Here is a 20,010-nt window from a genome sequence, read left to right on the forward strand (position 1 = left end):
GCCCTGCAGCCATTGCGGAATCGCTCACCTGAACGGCGGATATGCTAAAATGGCGCATCTTTCGGCTTTCAATCGGACAATGATGATGACGGGACTTTCCGGCAAACATATTGTGCTTGGCATCAGCGGCGGCATCGCCGCCTACAAATGCCCAGAGCTGGTGCGCCGCCTGCGCGACAGGGGCGCAGAAGTGCGCGTGGTGATGACCCACGCCGCCAAGGCGTTCATTACGCCGCTGACGCTGCAGGCCGTTTCCGGCTACCCGGTGTCCGACGATCTGTTGGATCCCGCCGCCGAAGCCGCCATGGGCCACATCGAACTGGGCAAGTGGGCGGATCTGGTGATCCTGGCGCCGGCGACCGCCGATCTGCTGGCGCGCGTCACCGCCGGCATGGCCAACGATCTGTTGACCACCGTCTGCCTGGCGACCGACGCCCCCATCGCCGCCGCCCCCGCCATGAACCAGCAGATGTATCGCGCCACCGCCACGCAGGCCAACCTGCAAACGCTGCAGGCGCGCGGCATGCTGCTCTGGGGGCCGGACAGCGGCAGCCAGGCCTGCGGCGACGTCGGCCCGGGCCGCATGCTGGATCCGCTGGACATCGTCGACCTGGCGAACGCGCATTTCTCCGCCCCGCAGGATCTGCAACATTTGCAGGTTATGATCACCGCCGGCCCGACGCGTGAGGCGCTGGATCCGGTACGTTTCATCAGCAACCACAGCTCCGGCAAAATGGGCTTCGCCATTGCCCGCGCCGCCGCCGCCCGCGGCGCGCAGGTGACGCTGATCGCCGGGCCGGTCAGCCTGCCGACGCCGCCATCGGTCACCCGAGTGGACGTCACCAGTGCGCTGGAGATGGAGCAGGCGGTGCAACAGCGCGCCGCGCAGCAGCAGATTTTCATCTCCTGCGCCGCCGTGGCCGACTACCGCCCCGAGCAGATCGCCGATGAAAAAATAAAAAAACAGGGTGATGAAATCGTCCTCAAGATGGTAAAAAACCCCGATATCGTCGCCGGCGTGGCGGCGATGACCAAAAATCGACCGTTTGTCGTGGGGTTTGCCGCCGAAACCCAGAATGTGGAAGAATACGCGCGGCAAAAACTGGCGCGTAAGAAGCTGGATTTGATTTGCGCTAACGATGTATCGCTTGCAGAGCACGGGTTCAACAGCGACACCAATGCCCTGCATCTTTTTTGGCAGGATGGAGAAAAGCGCCTGGCGCTGAGCGACAAGGCACTCCTTGGCCAACGTTTAATAGACGAGATAGTCAGCCGTTATGATGAAAAAAATCGACGTTAAGATCCTCGACCCGCGCATCGGTCAGGATTTCCCGCTACCGACCTACGCCACGCCGGGTTCTGCCGGTCTCGACCTGCGCGCCTGCCTGGACAGCGCGGTGGAGCTGGCGCCGGGTGAAACCACGCTGCTGCCTACCGGTCTCGCGATCCACATCGCCGACGCCGGCCTGGCGGCGGTGATCCTGCCGCGCTCCGGCCTGGGCCATAAGCACGGCGTCGTGCTGGGCAACCTGGTCGGCCTGATCGACTCCGATTATCAGGGGCAGCTGATGGTGTCCGTTTGGAACCGCGGCCAGAAGCACTTCACCATCGAGCCGGGCGAACGCATCGCGCAGATGGTCTTCGTGCCGGTGGTGCAGGCCGAATTCAACCTGGTGGAAGAGTTCGACGGCAGCGAGCGCGGCGAAGGCGGCTTCGGCCACTCGGGGCGCCACTAAGCGCCCCCCAAGGCACGATGGCCGGCAGGAAAACGTCGCCTGAACCTTGCCTTTCCGGGGAGAAGGATGTCTCTGCGGCAAGGTTTTACCGCGACAATTGCAGCGCACACCAGGCAGCGCGGAAAAAGGCCGTTAAGGCCGCTGACCCCAGCATCGTAAAAAAGCTATCACATAAGCCGCACAGAGCCTGCTCTGCAGCGGCCGGTGCGCGGGTTTCCGTCAGTTAAGTTTTAGCAAGGGTCTAATCAGACATGGCAGAAAAAGAAAAGACGAAAAGGAATCGGCGCGAGGAAATATTGCAGGCGTTAGCCCAGATGCTGGAGTCCAGCGACGGCAGCCAACGTATCACCACCGCCAAGCTCGCCGCGAACGTGGGTGTTTCTGAAGCTGCGCTGTACCGGCATTTCCCCAGCAAGACACGGATGTTCGACAGTCTGATCGAGTTTATCGAAGACAGCCTGATCACCCGCATCAACCTGATCTTGCAGGACGAGAAAGAGACGTTTAATCGTCTGCGCCTGATTTTACTGCTGATTCTGGGCTTTGCGGAACGCAACCCAGGGCTGACGCGCATCATGACCGGCCACGCGCTGATGTTTGAACAGGATCGCCTGCAGGGCCGCATCAATCAGCTGTTCGAACGCATCGAGGCGCAGCTGCGCCAGGTGTTGAAAGAGCGCAAATTGCGCGAAGGCAAAGGCTTTATCGTCGATGAAACGCTGCTGGCGAGCCAGCTGCTGGCCTTCTGTGAAGGCATGTTGTCGCGCTATGTGCGTTCGGAATTCCGCTATCGCCCAACGCAGGAATTCGACGCCCGCTGGCCGCTGTTGGCGGCGCAGTTGCAATAATAAAGATAACGCCGGGTATGCCCGGCGTTTTTACTTACACGCCGTACTGCTCACGGTAAGCGCGCACCGCCGCCAGGTGGTCCGCCATTTCCGGCTTCTCTTCCAGATAGGCGATCAGGTCCTTCAGCGTGACGATCGAAATCACCTTGCAGTGATAGTCGCGTTCCACTTCCTGAATGGCGGAGATATCCGCGCGGCCGCGTTCCTGACGGTCGAGGGAGATCAGCACACCCGCCAGCGAAGCACCGCTGGCGCCGATGATTTCCATCGACTCGCGGATCGCGGTGCCGGCGGTGATCACATCGTCCACCAACATCACGCGCCCCTGCAGCGGGCTGCCCACCAGCGAACCGCCTTCGCCGTGGGTCTTGGCTTCCTTGCGGTTAAAACAGTAAGGCACGTCGCGCTCATGGTGTTCCGCCAACGCCACCGCCGTGGTGGTGGCAATAGGAATGCCTTTATAGGCCGGGCCAAACAGCAGGTCGAAATCGATGCCGGAGTCCATCAGAGCTTCGGCGTAGAAGCGCCCCAACAGCGCAAGATCGCGCCCGGTATTAAACAGGCCGGCATTAAAGAAATACGGGCTGGTGCGGCCGGACTTCAGGGTGAACTCGCCGAATTTCAATACCTGCTTGTTAAGCGCGAACTCGATAAACTGGCGCTGATAGGCTTTCATTACTGCTTCTCCTCGTCTGAATCTGCTTGGGTCTAGTCATTACTGCCGCCCGATCGCCGGGCATAAAAAAGGCGACTTCTCAGTCGCCTTAAAAAATCAGTCCGCCAGCGCCGCTTTCTGCGCCTGGAAGATGGTTTCGATGCCCCCTCGGGCCAGCGCCAATAGCGCCAACAGCTCATCGTGGCTGAACGGCTCGCCTTCGGCGGTGCCCTGCACTTCAATCATGCGGCCGTCTTCCATCATCACCACGTTCATGTCGGTTTCCGCCGCGGAATCTTCCACATACTCCAGATCGCACAGCGCTTCGCCATTGACGATGCCGACGGAAACCGCCGCCACCATGCCCTTCATCGGGTTGGCTTTCAGCTTGCCGTTGGCCACCAGCGTGTTCAGCGCATCGGCCAGCGCCACGCAGGCGCCGGAGATGGAGGCGGTGCGGGTACCGCCGTCGGCCTGCAGTACGTCGCAGTCGAGGGTGATGGTGAATTCACCGAGCTTTTTCAGATCCACCGCGGCGCGCAGCGAGCGGGCGATCAAGCGCTGGATCTCCAGCGTGCGGCCACCCTGTTTGCCTTTGGCGGCTTCACGGGCGTTGCGGCTGTGGGTAGAGCGCGGCAGCATGCCGTACTCGGCGGTGATCCAACCTTGCCCCTGGCCTTTCAGGAAGCGCGGAACGCCCTCTTCTACCGTGGCGGTGCACAAGACTTTGGTATCGCCAAACTCAACCAGCACTGAACCTTCAGCGTGTTTGGTATAGTGACGGGTCAGTGTCAGGGGGCGAACTTGCTGTGGTGCTCTGCCTGCAGGACGCATGGGCTCTCTCCGGCTTCAAATCAACGATTGGCTGCGCATTATACGGGCTTCGTGACGTAATGCCTATCCTGCCCGCAGCCGCGACGCTATAATCGCCCCATCTTTTCCTATTACGGGTACGCATCAATGATCCGCAGCATGACCGCCTACGCCCGGCGTGAAATCAAGGGTGAATGGGGCAGCGCAGCCTGGGAGCTGCGTTCCGTTAACCAGCGCTACTTAGAAACCTACATCCGCCTGCCGGAACAATTCCGCAGCCTGGAGCCGGTGATCCGTGAACGTATCCGTGGCCGCCTGACCCGCGGCAAAGTCGAATGCAACCTGCGTTTCGAACTGGATCCAAGCGCGCAAAGCTCGCTGATCCTGAACGAAAAACTGGCCAAACAGCTGGTTGAAGCCGCCAACTGGGTGAAAATGCAGAGCGACGAAGGGGAAATCAACCCGATCGACGTGCTGCGCTGGCCGGGCGTGATGTCCGCGCAGGAGCAGGATCTGGACGCCATCAGCGCCGAGCTGATGCAGTCGCTGGACGGCGCGCTGGATGACTTCATCGTCGCACGTGAAAGCGAAGGCGCCGCGCTGAAAACGCTGATCGAACAACGCCTCGACGGCGTCAGCGCCGAAGTGGTCAAAGTGCGCGCCCAGATGCCGAACATCCTGCAATGGCAGCGCGAGCGTCTGGTCAGCAAGCTGGAAGAGGCGCAGGTACAGCTGGAAAACACCCGCCTGGAGCAAGAGCTGGTGCTGATGGCGCAGCGCATCGACGTCGCCGAAGAGCTGGACCGTCTGGAAGCGCACGTGAAAGAGACGCACAACATCCTGAAGAAGAAAGAAGCCGTCGGCCGCCGCCTCGACTTTATGATGCAGGAGTTCAACCGCGAATCGAACACCCTGGCCTCCAAGTCGATCAACGCCGACGTCACCGCTTCCGCTATCGAGCTGAAGGTGCTGATCGAGCAGATGCGCGAGCAGATCCAGAATATCGAGTGATCCCGCTCCGCACGCCACCAAGCCCGCGCCAAGCGGGCTTTTTTATGGCTGAAGATCAGCGATAAGCGGCCGACTGCTCTTCACCCGTCAGCCCCATTTTCTGTAGCTGCACCGCAATGCTCCAGGTTGAGCGCTCGAACTCATCGCTCAGCGCTTCCAGCGTCGCCCCGGCCGCATGGCTCTCGCGCAGCCGCAGCTTTTCCTCTTCCGACCAGGGGAAGTAGGCATTGGCCGGCCGACCCTCGGTGCGATTTTTCTGCCGCTTCTCCTCCGGCGTCAGCCGAGCTTTTTTCTGCAGTTCGGACTCACCATCGAACTCGTTGGCCAACGCGAACAGCAGGCGGATAGCCTCCGGCGCGCAGGCCGCCGAAGCCGATCTCAACAGCTCGCCGGTGTCGGGATTAACCCCGTTGGCCAACGCCCTGAGCAACGTGCCGGTATTCATCGTTCACCTCCTTGTCCGAGAAAATGTGCGCCGGTCACGGCACCTTTCCCAAACATGTTTCTCCGCCTCAGCCAAGAAAACCACGCTTTGCGTCGGAAAAAATCGCTCGTTGCGATCCAGGTTCCAGGCGTTTGCACGCAAGTGACGGCGATTGCATCAGGTTGCGAGCCGGCAGGCCCCTGGGGAACCGGCTCACCAGGGAGCTTATGAAAAACTGCCGGACAGCGCGTGTGGATGACATTTGGCAAGATATCCCGCATACCATAAGTATTTTGTTCTAATTATCACGCAAGGTAATGAAAGGACGGCGATGCTGTGGCTAAATGTGTTTTTTCTCTGCCCGTGAACCGTACGGACCGTTTATGCCACAAATTCTGCAATTTATTATGGCCCTGGTGGTGATCATCGCCCTGGCGCTGCTGGTCAGCAATAATCGCAAGAAAATCCGCCTGCGCTATATCATCCAGCTGCTGGTGATCGAAGGCGCGCTGGCCTATTTCTTCCTGCACTCTGCCAGCGGGCTCAGCGTGATCAAACACGTCGCCGGCTTCTTCGATACCCTGCTCGCCTACGCCGCCCAAGGATCGGAGTTCGTGTTCGGCGGCATGAGCAAGGATGGCCTGGCGTTCATCTTCCTCGGCGTTTTGTGCCCTATCATCTTTATTTCCGCCCTGATCGGCATTTTGCAGCATTTCCGCATTCTGCCGCTGATCATCCGCCTGGTCGGCACCCTGCTGTCCAAGGTCAACGGCATGGGCAAGCTGGAGTCGTTCAACGCCGTCAGCACGCTGGTGCTGGGGCAGTCGGAGAACTTTATCGCCTACAAGGGCATCATCGGCGATATCTCGCCGCGCCGCATGTACACCATGGCCGCGACCGCCATGTCGACGGTTTCGCTCTCCATCGTCGGCGCCTATATGTCGATGATCGACGCGCAGTACGTGGTGGCGGCATTGATCCTTAATATGTTCAGCACCTTCATCATCCTGTCGATCATCAACCCGTATCAGGTCGAAGACGAGCCGGAGCTGAAGCTGAACAAGCTGCACGAAGATCAGAGCTTCTTCGAAATGTTGGGCGAGTACATTCTGGCCGGCTTCAAGATTGCGATGATCATCGCGGCGATGCTGATCGGCTTTATCGCGCTGATCTCCGCCGTCAATGCGCTGTTCTCCGCAGTGCTCGGCATCAGCTTCCAGCAGATCCTCGGCTATGTGTTCTATCCGCTGGCCTGGCTGATCGGTATCCCGGCGGAGGAGGCTCTGAAGGCGGGCAGCATCATGGCGACCAAACTGGTGGCCAACGAATTCGTGGCGATGATTGAGCTGAAGAAAATCGCGGCGGAGCTGTCGCCGCGCGGGCTGGGCATTCTGTCGGTGTTCCTGGTGTCGTTCGCCAACTTCGCCTCCATCGGCATCGTCGCCGGCGCCATCAAGGGGCTGAACGAGCAGCAAGGCAACGTGGTTTCCCGTTTTGGCCTGAAGCTGGTTTATGGCTCGACGCTGGTGAGCCTGCTGTCGGCGGCCATCGCCGGCCTGGTGCTGTAATCCCCACTCCCGGCCGTATGGCCGGGAGTTCGCTTTAAAACGCCACGCACACCGGCGCATCCACCCGCATCACCGAATCCTGCGCAAACTGCTGCTTATAGCCGCTGCGCAGCGCCTCGATATTCGCCTCATTCTCTTTGCCCGGCACATGGATCAACAACAGCGCCTTGCTGTTCTCGCGCGCCAGCTTGCCGTCGTGGCCCAGCCACTGCCCTTTGGCATCAAAGATCGTCAGCCCGTCTTTAAAGCGGGGCGTCACCTGGCTGTCGACGAAGGTTTGCCACTCGGCGGCGGTGATGGTCGGCCCCGCCGGGCGATTCAGGCCGAAGTAGAGCGTTGTTTGCACCAGCGGATCGCCGGTGTGGCAAGCCGGAGCGGGTGACACAGCCTGATGGCCTGGCGCCACGCAGCCGCTCAGCAGCAGGGCGGCCACCACGGCGCCGGCGGCCAGTTTCGGAGAGTTTTTCATCTGCAGTCTCGGTTTATCGGTTGAAGAATTCGCTGCAAAAAGCATAGTCAGCAATGGAAATCAGCGCGAAATTTCTAATGCTTTTATTAACATCCAGATGTTAAAAAAGGCTGGTTATCGGCAATAAAAACGGAGTTTGGATTAGCTAAATTAATCCGAAACACCATCGGTGAAAAAAACTCAGTGGCGCGCGCCATCGGCGGCGATTACCCTGCCGGCCATCATTCTGACGCAAGTACGCTGTGAATCCCTTATGTTACTGAGCATCCTTTATATCATCGGCATCACCGCCGAAGCCATGACCGGCGCGCTGGCGGCCGGCCGCCGCCAAATGGACATGTTCGGCGTGATCATCATCGCTTCGGTCACGGCGATCGGCGGCGGGTCGGTGCGCGATATGCTGCTCGGGCATTTTCCATTGGGCTGGGTCAAACACCCGGAATACATCGTCATCGTCGCGATAGCGGCGATCGTCACCACCTGGGTGGCCCCCCTGATGCGCCATCTGCGCCGCCTGTTCCTGGTGCTCGACGCCGTCGGCCTGATCGTCTTCTCCATCATCGGCGCGCAGGTAGCCCTGGATATGGGGCACAGCGCGATTATCGCCGCCATCGCCGCGGTGATCACCGGCGTCTTCGGCGGGGTGCTGCGCGACATGTTCTGCAACCGCATCCCGCTGGTTTTCCAGAAAGAGATCTATGCCGGCATCTCCTTCAGCGCCGCCTGGCTGTATATCGGCCTGCAGCACCTCAGCCTGCCGCACAATCTGGTGGTGATCCTCACATTGGTCGCCGGCCTGAGCGCGCGCCTGATCGCCCTGCGCTTCCGCCTCGGCCTGCCGGTGTTCAACTACCAGCATCCGGATCACTGATCGTCCGGCAGCATGTACCGCGCCAGATAATCCACGAACACCCGGACTTTCGGCAACATGTGCCGGTTAGAGGGCCACACGGCAGAAAACGCGCCGCGCTCGGGCGTGCTGTCTTGCAGCACCGCCGTCAGCTGCCCGCCGAGCAGGGCCTGGCTCAAAGTGAAATCCGGCAGGTAGGCGATGCCCAATCCCTGCTGCGCCGCGTGGATTAGCGCCTCAACGCTGCTGAAACTCATCGTCACCGGCAACCTTAACGGCAGCGCCTCATCGTCGGCGCTCAGCCGCCACGCTTGCAACTGCTGCCCGCCCGGGAAGCGATAACGCAGACAAGCATGCTCGAGCAGATCCGCCGGTTTCAACGGCGTTCCGCGCCGGCGGAAGTAGTCCGGCGCGCCGACCAAAACCTGGCGAAACGGTCCAAGACGCCGCGCCATCAGGCGAGAATCGGCCAGCTCGCCGCCGCGAACCGCCACATCCAGGCCCTCGGCGATCAGATCCGCGATGCGATCGTTGAAGTCCACATCCAACTCAATCTCAGGATAACGCGCGGTAAAATCAGCCAACAGCGGCACCAGCATGCGGTAACCGATGGCGGGCATGCTGACGCGCAGCTTGCCGCGCGGCGCCTCTGAAATGCGTGCCATCTCGGCTTCGGCGTTCTCGATGTCACTAACAATACGCCAGCAGCGTTCGTAAAATAGCGCCCCTTCCTCCGTCAAATTGATGCGCCGGGTGCTGCGGTTGAACAGCCTAACGCCCAACGACGCCTCCAGCCGCGCCACGCTTTTACCCACCGCCGAGGCCGACACCCCCAATCGCTCCCCAGCAGCGACAAAGCTGCACGATTCGGCAGCGCGAACAAACGCCAGCAGCCCGCTCAAACTTTCCATATGGCCCCCATTAGAGCGTTTTTGTCCTGAAAGTGTGGAATTCAGCCTTATTTTTAACCTATTCAGTCTTATTTATCATCCATACCCCTCGAAACCACCGCATCAGGAATCGCCCATGAACGCTCATCCATCCCGAAACGCGCCCCCACAGCGCTGGCTCATACTCTTTTCCGTGTGTCTCGCAGGCCTGATCATGCCGCTGAGCTTTACCGGCCCCGCAGTTGCACTCACCGCGATCGCCAAAGATTTGGGCGGCGGACTGGTCGCGCTCAGTTGGGTCACCAACGCATTTATGCTGACCTTCGGCTGCAGCCTGATGCTCGCCGGAGCGCTCGCCGATCGTTTTGGCCGCAAGCGCGTGTTTATCTGTGGATTGGCGGCGCTCGCGCTCAGCGCTCTGCTCATGAGCGCGGCGCAAGACATTATATCCTTCGACACAATACGCGCGCTGCAAGGCATCGCCGCCGCGGCCGCGCTGGCCGGCGGCACCGCAAGCCTGGCCCAGGTATTTAACGGGCCGGAGAGAAGCAAGGCCTTCAGCCTACTGGGCACCACGTTCGGCATCGGGCTGGCATTCGGTCCGCTGCTGGCCGGCACGCTGACGCAGCTCTTCGGCTGGCGCGCGCTTTTTCTCTGCCTGGCGCTGCTCAGCGCCATTGCGTTGTTCAGCGGCCAGCGCGATATGCCCGAATCGCGCGATCCCGCCGCCTCTCGCCTCGATTGGCCCGGCGCCATCGTCTTTACGCTGGCGCTGTCGCTGTTGACTTACGCCGTGCTGCTGGCGCCCGACAGCGGCTGGAGCAGTGCGCAAGTCATTAGGCCGCTGACCGGCGCGCTGCTGTTTATGCTGGCTTTTATCCTGATTGAACGCCGCACCGCTCGGCCGATGCTCGATCTGTCGCTGTTTCGCTACCCGCGCTTTGTCGGCGTACAGCTGTTGGCGGCAGCGCCGGCCTATTCGTACGTGGTGTTGTTGGTGCTGCTTCCCCTCCGATTTATCGGCATCGAGGGTTACAGCACCGTGGAAACCGGCATGATGATGCTGACGTTGTCCGCGCCAATGCTGGCGCTGCCGCTGCTGACCGGGGCATTCGCTCACCGCTTTTCCGCCGGCGCCGTTTCCAGCCTCGGCTTATTGATTTGCGCCGCCGGGCTGGCATGGCTGGCGCACTATGCGCCGGGGCAATCGCTCGCGCGGTTACTGCTACCGATGCTGACCATCGGTTGCGGTATCAGCTTGCCCTGGGGATTGATGGACGGTTTAGCCGTCAGCGTCGTGCCGCGAGAGCGAGCGGGCATGGCGACCGGCATTTTCAGCACCGTTCGCGTCGCGGGGGAAGGCATTGCATTGGCGATCGTCGGTGCCCTGTTGGCCTTGTTGGTTGGGCGCCATCTCGCTCCCCCAACCGCAAACGCCGCCGGCGCGCACGCTCTGGCCATGGGGGATATGCCACGGGCGACCGCCCTGCTCAATGCGGACGCCGCACGGCTGAAGCATGCCTACGAACTGGCTTTCCAGAATCTGCTGTACCTACTCGCCCTGACGACGCTGGCGTCCGCCGTCATTATCTTTCTCTTTCTCCGCCACCGCGCACGGGAAACCCCTTCGTCCGCCCCCCGCATTACCGACGCGCCGTAATCTGACATGGCCTCTCCGCCGAGGCCAAAACTGCTGAAATGTCGCCCTTCGGCACGCAAATTCGCCCTTTCGACGCTTTTTCCACGCAAAGCCTCGGGCAAAATGCGAGCTAACGCTGCACCCGGCGCGTTAGCCGTGTATACTGTGCGGAGAAAATACACATCCGCTGTTATTGGCATATCAACCGTTATCAACGAACATCATCATGGCTCAAGGCACGCTTTATATTGTCTCTGCTCCCAGTGGCGCAGGTAAATCAAGTCTGATTCAGGCTTTGTTAAAGACGCAACCGCTGTACGACACGCAGGTTTCGGTTTCGCACACCACGCGCGACAGCCGCCCGGGTGAAAATCACGGCGAACACTATTTCTTCGTCTCGAAAGACGAATTCCGCCGGATGATCGAGCAGGACGCGTTTCTTGAGCACGCCGAAGTGTTCGGCAACTATTACGGCACCTCGCGCGCCGCCATCGAACAAGTGTTGGCGACCGGCGTAGACGTGTTTCTGGATATCGACTGGCAGGGCGCACAGCAAATCCGCGCCAAAATGCCGCAGGCGCGCAGCATTTTCATTCTGCCGCCGTCGAAGGAAGAACTGGGCCGCCGCCTGCGCGGGCGCGGGCAGGATTCCGAAGAGGTGATCGCCAAGCGCATGGCTCAGGCCGTGGCGGAAATGACGCATTACGCGGAGTACGATTACCTGATCGTGAACGATGATTTCGATCTGGCGCTGTCCGATCTGAAGACCATCATTCGCGCCGAACGCCTGCGTTTGGGCCGCCAGTTGCTGCGGCATGACGCTTTAATCAGCAAACTATTGGCAGACTGAAGGCAGTTTCAGTATCATGCCCAGTCTTTTCGTCACCTGTGGAGTAGCACAAATATGGCACGCGTAACTGTTCAAGACGCTGTAGAGAAAATTGGTAACCGTTTTGACCTGGTGTTGGTCGCTGCTCGTCGGGCGCGTCAGATCCAGACCGGCGGCAAAGATGCACTGGTTCCGGAAGAGAACGACAAGTACACCGTTATCGCCCTGCGCGAAATCGAAGAAGGCCTGATCACCAGCCAGATCCTCGACGTGCGTGAGCGCCAGGAACAGCAAGAGCAGGAAGCCGCAGAGATTCAAGCGGTTACCGCGATTGCTGAAGGTCGTCGTTAATTAGACTGCGAGTCCGCCTTGTACCTGTTTGAAAGCCTGAATCTGCTGATTCAACGTTACCTGCCCGAGGAGCAGATTAAGCGCCTCAAACAGGCATACCTCGTCGCGCGCGACGCGCACGAGGGCCAGACACGCTCCAGCGGTGAGCCTTACATTACTCACCCGGTCGCCGTGGCCTGCATCCTGGCGGAAATGCGTCTCGATCACGAGACGCTGATGGCGGCATTGCTGCACGACGTCATCGAAGACACCCCGGCCACCTATCAAGATATGGAACAGCTGTTCGGCAAGAGCGTCGCCGAACTGGTTGAGGGCGTCTCCAAGCTCGACAAACTGAAGTTTCAGGACAAGAAAGAAGCGCAGGCGGAAAACTTCCGCAAGATGATCATGGCGATGGTGCAGGATATCCGCGTCGTGCTGATCAAGCTGGCCGACCGTACGCACAACATGCGCACCCTCGGTTCGCTGCGCCCCGACAAACGCCGGCGCATCGCGCGTGAAACACTGGAAATCTACAGCCCCCTCGCCCACCGTCTGGGTATTCATCACCTGAAAACCGAGCTGGAAGAGCTGGGCTTCGAGGCGCTGTATCCGAACCGCTATCGCGTGATCAAGGAAGTGGTGAAGGCCGCGCGCGGCAACCGCAAAGAGATGATTCAAAAAATCCTCTCCGAGATCGAAGGGCGGCTGACCGAAGCCGGCATCGCCTGTCGCGTCAGCGGGCGGGAAAAACACCTCTACTCTATCTACCTCAAGATGCACCTCAAAGAACAGCGTTTCCATTCCATCATGGATATCTACGCGTTCCGGGTGATCGTGAAAGAGGTCGATACCTGCTACCGCGTGCTCGGCCAGGTGCACAGCCTGTACAAACCGCGCCCAGGGCGAGTGAAAGATTACATCGCCATTCCCAAGGCCAACGGCTATCAATCGCTGCATACCTCGCTGATCGGCCCGCACGGCGTGCCGGTCGAAGTGCAGATCCGCACCGAAGACATGGACCAGATGGCTGAGATGGGGGTAGCCGCGCACTGGGCTTATAAGGAAAGAGAACAGGGCGAAACCGGCACCACGGCGCAGATCCGCGCCCAGCGCTGGATGCAAAGCCTGCTGGAGCTGCAGCAAAGCGCCGGCAGTTCGTTTGAATTTATCGAGAGCGTCAAATCCGATCTGTTCCCGGATGAGATTTACGTTTTCACCCCGGAAGGCCGGATCGTCGAGCTGCCCGCCGGCGCCACGCCGGTCGACTTCGCCTACGCGGTGCATACCGATATCGGCCATGCCTGCGTCGGCGCGCGCGTCGATCGTCAGCCGTACCCACTGTCGCAGTCGCTGACCAGCGGCCAGACCGTCGAGATCATCACCGCACCGGGCGCGCGGCCCAACGCCGCCTGGCTGAACTTCGTGGTCAGCTCGAAAGCACGCGCCAAAATTCGCCAGATGCTGAAGAATCTCAAGCGCGACGACTCCGTCGGCCTCGGCCGCCGTCTGCTCAACCATGCGTTGGGCGGCAGCCGCAAGCTGGCCGAAATCCCGCAGGAAAACATTCAGCACGAGCTGGACCGCATGAAGCTGGCGACGCTGGACGATCTGCTGGCGGAAATCGGCCTGGGCAACGCCATGAGCGTGGTGGTAGCGAAGAACCTGCAGGGCGATCAGTCCAGCCTGGGAACCTCCTCCGGCGTGCGTAACCTGGCCATCAAAGGCGCCGACGGGGTGTTGATCACCTTCGCCAAGTGCTGCCGTCCGATTCCGGGCGACCCGATTATCGCTCACGTCAGCCCGGGCAAAGGGTTGGTTATCCACCATGAATCCTGCCGCAATATTCGCGGCTATCAGAAAGAGCCTGAGAAGTTCATGGCGGTCGAGTGGGATAAAGAGACCGAGCAGGAGTTCATCGCCGAGATCAAGGTGGACATGTTCAACCACCAGGGCGCGCTGGCCAACCTGACGGCGGCGATCAACGCAGCCGAGTCCAATATTCAGAGCCTGAACACCGAAGAGAAAGACGGTCGGGTTTATAGCGCCTTTATCCGCTTGACCACCCGCGATCGCATCCATTTGGCAAACATTATGCGTAAAATCCGTATCATGCCGGATGTGATCAAAGTTAACCGCAACCGAAACTAGCGCTTATGAGTCCTGAACGCTATGCGCGGATTTGTGAAATGCTCGCGACCCGGCAGCCGGATTTGACGGTCTGCCTGGAGCAAGTGCACAAACCGCATAACGTCTCCGCCATTATCCGCACCGCCGACGCCGTCGGCGTGCATCAGGTCCACGCCGTGTGGCCCACCACCCGCATGCGCACCCTGGTTTCCTCCGCCGCCGGCAGCAACAGCTGGGTCAGCGTCAAAACCCATCGTTCCATCGGCGACGCGGTCGGTCACCTGAAAGCGCAGGGCATGCAAATTCTGGCCACCAATCTGTCTGCGCGCGCGGTCGATTTCCGCGAGGTGGACTACACCCGGCCCACCTGCGTGCTGCTCGGCCAGGAAAAAACCGGCATCACCGAAGAAGCGCTGGCGCTGGCCGATCAGGACATCGTCATTCCGATGATCGGCATGGTGCAATCGCTCAACGTCTCCGTGGCCTCGGCACTGATTCTGTATGAAGCGCAGCGCCAGCGGCAGAACGCCGGCCTGTATCGCCGCGACAACAGTATGCTGGATGAAGAAGAGCAGCAGCGTCTACTGTTCGAAGGCGGTTACCCGGTGCTGGCCAACGTGGCCAAGCGCAAAGGGCTGCCGCGCCCGCAGATTGACGAACAGGGCCAGGTGGTCGCCAGCGCCGAATGGTGGGCGGCCATGCAGGCGACGGTGCGCAAATGAAAGGCCGCCTGCTGGATGCTGTCCCACTCACCACGCTTTCCGGGGTTGGCGCCAGCCAGGCGGGCAAACTGGCCAAGCTTGGCCTCGACACCATTCAGGATCTGCTGCTGCACCTGCCGCTGCGCTACGAAGACCGCACTCGCCTCTACCCGATCAACGATCTGCTGCCCGGCATCTACGCCACGGTAGAAGGAGAAGTGCTGCGCAGCGACATCAGCTTCGGCCGCCGCCGCATGCTGACCTGCCAGATCAGCGACGGCACCGGCATCCTCACCATGCGGTTCTTCAACTTCAACGCCGCAATGAAGAACAGCCTGGCCACCGGCCGCCGCGTGACCGCCTATGGCGAGATCAAGCGCGGCAACCACGGCGCGGAAATCATCCATCCGGAATACCGTATTCAGGGTGAAGCCAGCGAGGTCGAGCTGCAGGAGTCGCTGACGCCGGTCTACCCCACCACCGAGGGGGTAAGGCAGGCCACGCTGCGCAAGCTGACCGATCAGGCACTGGAGCTGCTGGATACCTGCGCCATCGCCGAACTGCTGCCGCCGGAGCTGAGCGGCGGCCTGATGAGCCTGCCGCAGGCGCTGCACACCCTGCATCGCCCGCCGCCGGACATCCAGCTGGCGGATCTGGAGCTGGGCAAACACCCGGCGCAAAAGCGCCTGATCCTCGAAGAACTGCTGGCGCATAACCTCAGCATGCTGGCGGTGCGCGCCGGCGCCCAGAGTTACCAGGCGCAGCCGCTGCTGCCGGACGATCGGCTGAAAAACCGTTTTCTCGCCCAGCTGCCGTTCTCGCCGACCGGCGCGCAAACGCGCGTGGTGGCCGACATCGAAGCCGACATGCAAAAAGACTTCCCGATGATGCGGCTGGTGCAGGGCGACGTCGGCTCCGGCAAAACGCTGGTGGCGGCGCTGGCGGCGCTGCGCGCCATCGCGCACGGCAAGCAGGTGGCGCTGATGGCGCCGACCGAGCTGCTGGCCGAGCAGCACGCCAACAATTTCCGCCAGTGGTTCGAGCCGCTGGGGCTGGAGGTCGGCTGGCTGGCCGGCAAACAGAAAGGCAAGGCGCGCATCGCGCAGCAGGAGGCCATCGCCAGCGGCCAGGTGTCGATGGTGGTCGGCACCCACGCCATCTTCCAGGAGCAGGTACAGTTCAACGGGCTGGCGCTGGTGATCATCGATGAGCAGCACCGCTTCGGGGTGCATCAGCGGCTGGCGCTGTGGGAGAAAGGCGAAGAACAGGGCTTCCACGCCCATCAGTTGATCATGACCGCCACGCCGATCCCGCGCACGCTGGCAATGACCGCCTATGCCGATCTCGATACCTCGGTCATCGACGAGCTGCCGCCGGGCCGTACGCCGGTGACCACCGTCGCCATCCCCGATACCCGCCGCGCCGACATCATTCAACGGGTGAAGAGCGCCTGTCTGGAAGAGGGGCGGCAGGCTTACTGGGTGTGTACGCTGATCGAAGAGTCCGAACTGCTGGAAGCGCAGGCGGCGGAAGCCACCTGGGAAGAATTGAAAACCGCGCTGCCGGAGCTGAAGGTGGCGCTGGTGCACGGCCGCATGAAAGCGCAGGAAAAGCAGGCGGTGATGCAGGCGTTTAAACAGGGCGAGCTGCAGCTGTTGGTCGCCACTACGGTGATCGAAGTCGGTGTCGACGTGCCGAACGCCAGCCTGATGATCATCGAAAACCCGGAGCGGCTGGGCCTGGCGCAGCTGCACCAGTTGCGCGGTCGCGTAGGGCGCGGCGCCGTGGCCTCACACTGCGTGCTGCTGTACAAAACGCCGCTGAGTAAAACCGCGCAGACGCGCCTGCAGGTGCTGCGCGACAGCAACGACGGCTTCGTCATCGCGCAGCGCGATCTGGAGATCCGCGGCCCGGGCGAGCTGCTGGGCACCCGCCAGACCGGCAGCGCCGAATTCAAGGTGGCGGATCTGCTGCGCGATCAGGCGATGATCCCCGAAGTGCAGCGCGTCGCTCGCCATCTCCATCAGCACTATCCGGAGCACGCCCAGGCGCTGATCGAACGCTGGCTACCGGAGAAGGCACGCTACTCCAACGCATAAAAAAGGGCGCCGCAGGCGCCCTTTTCGCGATGACTCGCGACATCACCCCACCGCCGGGAACACCGGCAGCAGCAGATACAGCTTGATGACGATCGCATTGGCGATATCGATAAAGAACGCCCCCACCATCGGCACCACCAAAAACGCCACGTGCGACGGGCCAAAGCGATCGGTGATAGCCTGCATGTTGGCGATCGCCGTCGGCGTGGCGCCCATGCCGAAGCCGCAGTGGCCGGCGGCCAGCACCGCCGCGTCGTAGTTCTTGCCCATCACCCGGTAGGTGACGAAGATCGCGTACAACGCCATGACCAGCGTCTGCACAGCCAGGATCGCCAGCATCGGCAGCGCCAGCGAGGCCAGCTCCCACAGGCGCAGGCTCATCAACGCCATCGCCAGGAATAGCGACAGGCTGACGTTGCCCAGCACCGATACCGCCCGCTCGAACACGGTATAGAAACCGGTGAAGGCCAGCGTGTTGCTGAGGATCACCCCGACGAACAGCACGCAAACGAAGTTCGGCAGTTCAAACACCGTGCCACTCAGCAGACCGGCAATCAGCTGCCCCAGGCTTAGACAGATGGCGATCATGGCGATGGTTTCGATCATCACCAGCGAGGTGATCAGGCGGCCGCTTTCCGGCTTCTCGAAGCCGCTCGGCTGCACGCTGTCTTCCGGGGTGCCCTCCGGCGTGGAGGAGTGCTTGACCAGATAGCGCGCCACCGGGCCGCCGATCAGGCCGCCCAGCACCAGCCCGAAGGTGGCGCAGGCCATGGCGACTTCCGTCGCGTTTTCAAAACCGTAGCGCTCGATGAACAGCTTACTCCAGGCCGCCCCGGTGCCGTGGCCGCCCGACAGGGTGATCGAGCCGGCGATCAGGCCCATCAGCGGATCCAGCCCCAGCATTTTCGCCATCCCGATGCCGATGGCGTTCTGCACGATAAGCAGCCCCAGCACCACGAACAGGAATACCACCAGCACCTTGCCGCCGGCGCGCAAACGCGCCAGGTTGGCGTTCAGGCCGATGGTGGCGAAGAAGGCCAGCATCAGCGGGTCCTTCAGCGACATGTCAAAACTGATTTCCCAGTTGACGAGCTTTTTCAGGGCTAACAGCAGGAGGGCCACCAGCAAACCGCCGGCAACGGGAGCAGGAATGGTATATTTTCGCAGCAGAGGAATGGTTCTGACGCACTTGCCCCCGAGGAGCAAAACCAGCGTCGCCGCGACTAACGTGCCATAAGTATCAAGATGAAACATCCAGGTACTCCATGTAAGGGAAAAGATCCAAATAAAAATAATAAGTTATAGAAAACCACTTAGTTTTTAAACTTGATGAGTGCGGGATTAAAAGTAAAAAACGCTGAGATGACAAGAAAAAATGAATGAAAATGCGACATAAACGAGAAAGTCGGCAACATAATATTTACGCGCAACCGTTTGCTTTTGCGGGGCGGAGCATTAAAATGCCTGCTTTGCCGTATCTGGAAACGCCACACCATGAGCATGTCATCCTCCGAGCTTGATGCCGCGCGCCAAGCCGCCTCAGAACCCCGCGCCAGTGAACTGATTTATCGCCTGGAAGATCGCCCGCCGCTGCCGCAAACGCTGTTTGCCGCCGGCCAGCATCTGCTGGCGATGTTCGTCGCGGTGATCACCCCGGCCCTGCTGATCTGCCAGGCGCTGGGCCTGCCGGCACAGGATACCCAGCACATCATCAGCATGTCGCTGTTCGCCTCCGGTCTGGCTTCCATACTGCAAATCAAAACCTGGGGGCCGGTGGGTTCCGGGCTGCTGTCGATTCAGGGCACCAGCTTCAACTTCGTTTCGCCGCTGATCATGGGCGGTCTGGCGCTGAAAAACGGCGGCGCCGACGTGCCGACCATGATGGCCGCGCTGTTCGGCACCCTGATGGTCGCCTCCTGCACCGAAATTTTGCTGTCGCGCGTGCTGCATCTGGCGCGCCGCATCATCACCCCGCTGGTTTCCGGCATCGTGGTGATGATCATCGGCCTGTCGCTGATTCAGGTCGGCCTGACCTCGATCGGCGGCGGCTACGCCGCGATGAACGATCACAGCTTCGGCTCGCCGAAAAACCTGCTGCTGGCCGGCGCGGTGCTGGCGGTGATCATCCTGCTGAACCGCCAGCGCAACCCTTATCTGCGCGTGGCTTCGCTGGTGATCGCCATGGCGGTCGGCTATCTGTTGGCCTGGGCGATGGACATGCTGCCCGCCGACGCACCGGCGGCCCCCACGGCGGCGATCACCATCCCCACGCCGCTCTATTACGGCCTGGGCTTCGACTGGAACCTGCTACTGCCGCTGATGCTGATCTTTATGGTCACCTCGCTGGAGACCATCGGCGACATCACCGCTACCTCCGACGTCTCCGAACAGCCGGTCAGCGGGCCGCTGTATATGAAGCGCCTGAAGGGCGGCGTGCTGGCCAACGGCCTGAACTCGATGCTGTCGGCGGTGTTCAACACCTTCCCCAACTCCTGCTTCGGCCAGAACAACGGCGTGATCCAGCTGACCGGCGTCGCCAGCCGCTACGTTGGCTTCGTGGTGGCGCTGATGCTGATCGCGCTGGGGCTGTTCCCGGCGGTGGCCGGCTTCGTACAGCACATTCCCGAGCCGGTCCTGGGCGGCGCGACCATCGTGATGTTCGGCACCATCGCCGCCTCCGGCGTGCGCATCGTGTCGCGCGAGCGTCTGAACCGCCGCGCCATCATGATCATGGCGCTGTCGCTGGCCGTCGGCATGGGCGTGTCCCAGCAGCCGCTGATCCTGCAGTTCGCGCCGGACTGGCTGAAAACCCTGCTCTCTTCCGGCATCGCCGCCGGCGGTATTACCGCCATCGTGCTGAACCTGGTGTTCCCGCAGGAACACGAGAAGAAGTAACCCGTCCATTGACGTTCAAACGGCCGCTTGCGGCCGTTTTTATTGTCTATCAGACCATTGCCCTTGAGATGCCCGGCCAATTGCGGCATAAACAGGGTATCTTTTTTGACCGATGCGGATGTA

The 20,010-nt window shown here is 61.0% G+C and carries 19 protein-coding genes; 13 read left to right on the top strand and 6 right to left on the bottom strand.

From position 1 onward, the window contains the following. Positions 1-82 precede the first annotated feature (82 nt). From coaBC to slmA, 3 genes are all read left to right on the top strand, one after another. Positions 83-1,300 carry a bifunctional phosphopantothenoylcysteine decarboxylase/phosphopantothenate--cysteine ligase CoaBC gene (gene coaBC, locus ACUTSC_RS22145; RefSeq protein ID WP_197768799.1) on the top strand — a complete coding sequence of 406 codons (1,218 nt, stop codon included), beginning with the start codon at positions 83-85 and terminating at the stop codon, positions 1,298-1,300. Further along, complete coding sequence (gene dut, locus ACUTSC_RS22150) at positions 1,278-1,736, top strand: dUTP diphosphatase (RefSeq protein ID WP_100397017.1); 459 nt, start codon at positions 1,278-1,280, stop codon at positions 1,734-1,736. The genes coaBC and dut overlap by 23 nt, the downstream gene beginning before the upstream one ends. 251 nt (positions 1,737-1,987) lie before the next feature. After that, the gene (slmA, locus tag ACUTSC_RS22155; RefSeq protein WP_004931203.1) at positions 1,988-2,584 is read left to right on the top strand and encodes a nucleoid occlusion factor SlmA; all 597 of its coding nucleotides are present in this window, start codon (positions 1,988-1,990) and stop codon (positions 2,582-2,584) included. Positions 2,585-2,618: 34 nt separating this feature from the next. Here slmA and pyrE read toward each other — a convergent pair whose 3' ends face one another. Beyond that, positions 2,619-3,260 (bottom strand): orotate phosphoribosyltransferase, encoded by a 642-nt coding sequence (gene pyrE / locus ACUTSC_RS22160; RefSeq protein ID WP_004931204.1) that lies wholly within the window; start codon positions 3,258-3,260, stop codon positions 2,619-2,621. A gap of 96 nt (positions 3,261-3,356) precedes the next feature. Then, the gene (gene rph, locus ACUTSC_RS22165; protein WP_025160305.1) at positions 3,357-4,073 is read right to left on the bottom strand and encodes a ribonuclease PH; all 717 of its coding nucleotides are present in this window, start codon (positions 4,071-4,073) and stop codon (positions 3,357-3,359) included. 126 nt (positions 4,074-4,199) lie between these two features. Between rph and ACUTSC_RS22170 the strand changes: the two genes are divergently transcribed. After that, the gene (locus ACUTSC_RS22170; RefSeq protein ID WP_063991293.1) at positions 4,200-5,063 is read left to right on the top strand and encodes a YicC/YloC family endoribonuclease; all 864 of its coding nucleotides are present in this window, start codon (positions 4,200-4,202) and stop codon (positions 5,061-5,063) included. A gap of 55 nt (positions 5,064-5,118) precedes the next feature. On the opposite strand, the gene ACUTSC_RS22175 is transcribed toward ACUTSC_RS22170, so the two are convergent. Beyond that, positions 5,119-5,508, bottom strand: coding sequence for a hypothetical protein (locus tag ACUTSC_RS22175; RefSeq protein WP_197768786.1), 390 nt, complete (start codon positions 5,506-5,508; stop codon positions 5,119-5,121). Positions 5,509-5,870: 362 nt separating this feature from the next. Here ACUTSC_RS22175 and ACUTSC_RS22180 point away from each other — a divergent pair, with 362 nt between their 5' ends. Further along, on the top strand, positions 5,871-7,055 hold the full coding sequence (locus tag ACUTSC_RS22180) for a NupC/NupG family nucleoside CNT transporter (protein WP_004931212.1): 1,185 nt from the start codon (positions 5,871-5,873) through the stop codon (positions 7,053-7,055). Between the two features lie 34 nt (positions 7,056-7,089). On the opposite strand, the gene ACUTSC_RS22185 is transcribed toward ACUTSC_RS22180, so the two are convergent. Next, entirely contained in the window at positions 7,090-7,524 is a 435-nt protein-coding gene (locus tag ACUTSC_RS22185) for a DUF3574 domain-containing protein (RefSeq protein ID WP_197768787.1), read from the bottom strand. Positions 7,525-7,777: 253 nt separating this feature from the next. On the opposite strand from ACUTSC_RS22185, the gene ACUTSC_RS22190 reads away from it, so the two are divergent. Further along, positions 7,778-8,395: a trimeric intracellular cation channel family protein gene (locus ACUTSC_RS22190; RefSeq protein ID WP_025304704.1), complete on the top strand. Its 618-nt coding sequence runs from the start codon at positions 7,778-7,780 to the stop codon at positions 8,393-8,395. Here the strand turns inward: ACUTSC_RS22190 and ACUTSC_RS22195 are convergent. Beyond that, entirely contained in the window at positions 8,389-9,285 is an 897-nt protein-coding gene (locus ACUTSC_RS22195; protein ID WP_197768788.1) for a LysR substrate-binding domain-containing protein, read from the bottom strand. The genes ACUTSC_RS22190 and ACUTSC_RS22195 overlap by 7 nt on opposite strands. A 115-nt stretch (positions 9,286-9,400) precedes the next feature. Here ACUTSC_RS22195 and ACUTSC_RS22200 point away from each other — a divergent pair, with 115 nt between their 5' ends. The 6 genes from ACUTSC_RS22200 to recG all read left to right on the top strand — a co-directional run bounded on the left by ACUTSC_RS22200 (position 9,401) and on the right by recG (position 16,992). Further along, the gene (locus tag ACUTSC_RS22200; protein WP_445653548.1) at positions 9,401-10,924 is read left to right on the top strand and encodes an MFS transporter; all 1,524 of its coding nucleotides are present in this window, start codon (positions 9,401-9,403) and stop codon (positions 10,922-10,924) included. Positions 10,925-11,129: 205 nt separating this feature from the next. Next, entirely contained in the window at positions 11,130-11,753 is a 624-nt protein-coding gene (gene gmk / locus ACUTSC_RS22205) for a guanylate kinase (protein ID WP_004931218.1), read from the top strand. A 54-nt stretch (positions 11,754-11,807) separates the two neighbouring features. Then, positions 11,808-12,083 (top strand): DNA-directed RNA polymerase subunit omega, encoded by a 276-nt coding sequence (gene rpoZ, locus ACUTSC_RS22210; RefSeq protein WP_004931221.1) that lies wholly within the window; start codon positions 11,808-11,810, stop codon positions 12,081-12,083. An 18-nt stretch (positions 12,084-12,101) separates the two neighbouring features. Beyond that, a complete protein-coding gene (gene spoT, locus ACUTSC_RS22215; protein WP_004931224.1) occupies positions 12,102-14,213 on the top strand; it encodes a bifunctional GTP diphosphokinase/guanosine-3',5'-bis pyrophosphate 3'-pyrophosphohydrolase in 2,112 nt (703 codons plus the stop codon). 5 nt (positions 14,214-14,218) lie between these two features. Beyond that, the gene (gene trmH, locus ACUTSC_RS22220) at positions 14,219-14,914 is read left to right on the top strand and encodes a tRNA (guanosine(18)-2'-O)-methyltransferase TrmH (protein ID WP_041037384.1); all 696 of its coding nucleotides are present in this window, start codon (positions 14,219-14,221) and stop codon (positions 14,912-14,914) included. Continuing rightward, positions 14,911-16,992: an ATP-dependent DNA helicase RecG gene (gene recG / locus ACUTSC_RS22225; RefSeq protein WP_197768789.1), complete on the top strand. Its 2,082-nt coding sequence runs from the start codon at positions 14,911-14,913 to the stop codon at positions 16,990-16,992. Before trmH ends, recG begins: the two co-directional genes overlap by 4 nt. A gap of 42 nt (positions 16,993-17,034) precedes the next feature. Here recG and gltS read toward each other — a convergent pair whose 3' ends face one another. Further along, positions 17,035-18,246, bottom strand: coding sequence for a sodium/glutamate symporter (gene gltS / locus ACUTSC_RS22230; RefSeq protein WP_038872558.1), 1,212 nt, complete (start codon positions 18,244-18,246; stop codon positions 17,035-17,037). Positions 18,247-18,486: 240 nt separating this feature from the next. On the opposite strand from gltS, the gene ACUTSC_RS22235 reads away from it, so the two are divergent. Beyond that, entirely contained in the window at positions 18,487-19,887 is a 1,401-nt protein-coding gene (locus tag ACUTSC_RS22235) for a nucleobase:cation symporter-2 family protein (protein ID WP_019452186.1), read from the top strand. The last annotated feature ends 123 nt before the right edge of the window (positions 19,888-20,010 follow it).

Source organism: Serratia sp. TSA_105.2 (assembly GCF_052692115.1).

Excerpts from the sequence above, each read along its gene's own strand:
- ACUTSC_RS22175 (WP_197768786.1), bottom strand. The coding sequence starts at position 5,508 with ATGAATACCGGCACGTTGCTCAGGGCGTTGGCCAACGGGGTTAATCCC.
- rpoZ (WP_004931221.1), top strand. The coding sequence starts at position 11,808 with ATGGCACGCGTAACTGTTCAAGACGCTGTAGAGAAAATTGGTAACCGT.
- recG (WP_197768789.1), top strand. The coding sequence starts at position 14,911 with ATGAAAGGCCGCCTGCTGGATGCTGTCCCACTCACCACGCTTTCCGGG.
- ACUTSC_RS22170 (WP_063991293.1), top strand. The coding sequence starts at position 4,200 with ATGATCCGCAGCATGACCGCCTACGCCCGGCGTGAAATCAAGGGTGAA.
- ACUTSC_RS22190 (WP_025304704.1), top strand. The coding sequence starts at position 7,778 with ATGTTACTGAGCATCCTTTATATCATCGGCATCACCGCCGAAGCCATG.
- ACUTSC_RS22185 (WP_197768787.1), bottom strand. The coding sequence starts at position 7,524 with ATGAAAAACTCTCCGAAACTGGCCGCCGGCGCCGTGGTGGCCGCCCTG.
- ACUTSC_RS22195 (WP_197768788.1), bottom strand. The coding sequence starts at position 9,285 with ATGGAAAGTTTGAGCGGGCTGCTGGCGTTTGTTCGCGCTGCCGAATCG.
- gltS (WP_038872558.1), bottom strand. The coding sequence starts at position 18,246 with ATGTTTCATCTTGATACTTATGGCACGTTAGTCGCGGCGACGCTGGTT.
- ACUTSC_RS22180 (WP_004931212.1), top strand. The coding sequence starts at position 5,871 with ATGCCACAAATTCTGCAATTTATTATGGCCCTGGTGGTGATCATCGCC.
- ACUTSC_RS22235 (WP_019452186.1), top strand. The coding sequence starts at position 18,487 with ATGAGCATGTCATCCTCCGAGCTTGATGCCGCGCGCCAAGCCGCCTCA.
- dut (WP_100397017.1), top strand. The coding sequence starts at position 1,278 with ATGATGAAAAAAATCGACGTTAAGATCCTCGACCCGCGCATCGGTCAG.
- ACUTSC_RS22200 (WP_445653548.1), top strand. The coding sequence starts at position 9,401 with ATGAACGCTCATCCATCCCGAAACGCGCCCCCACAGCGCTGGCTCATA.
- pyrE (WP_004931204.1), bottom strand. The coding sequence starts at position 3,260 with ATGAAAGCCTATCAGCGCCAGTTTATCGAGTTCGCGCTTAACAAGCAG.
- trmH (WP_041037384.1), top strand. The coding sequence starts at position 14,219 with ATGAGTCCTGAACGCTATGCGCGGATTTGTGAAATGCTCGCGACCCGG.
- rph (WP_025160305.1), bottom strand. The coding sequence starts at position 4,073 with ATGCGTCCTGCAGGCAGAGCACCACAGCAAGTTCGCCCCCTGACACTG.
- coaBC (WP_197768799.1), top strand. The coding sequence starts at position 83 with ATGATGACGGGACTTTCCGGCAAACATATTGTGCTTGGCATCAGCGGC.
- gmk (WP_004931218.1), top strand. The coding sequence starts at position 11,130 with ATGGCTCAAGGCACGCTTTATATTGTCTCTGCTCCCAGTGGCGCAGGT.
- slmA (WP_004931203.1), top strand. The coding sequence starts at position 1,988 with ATGGCAGAAAAAGAAAAGACGAAAAGGAATCGGCGCGAGGAAATATTG.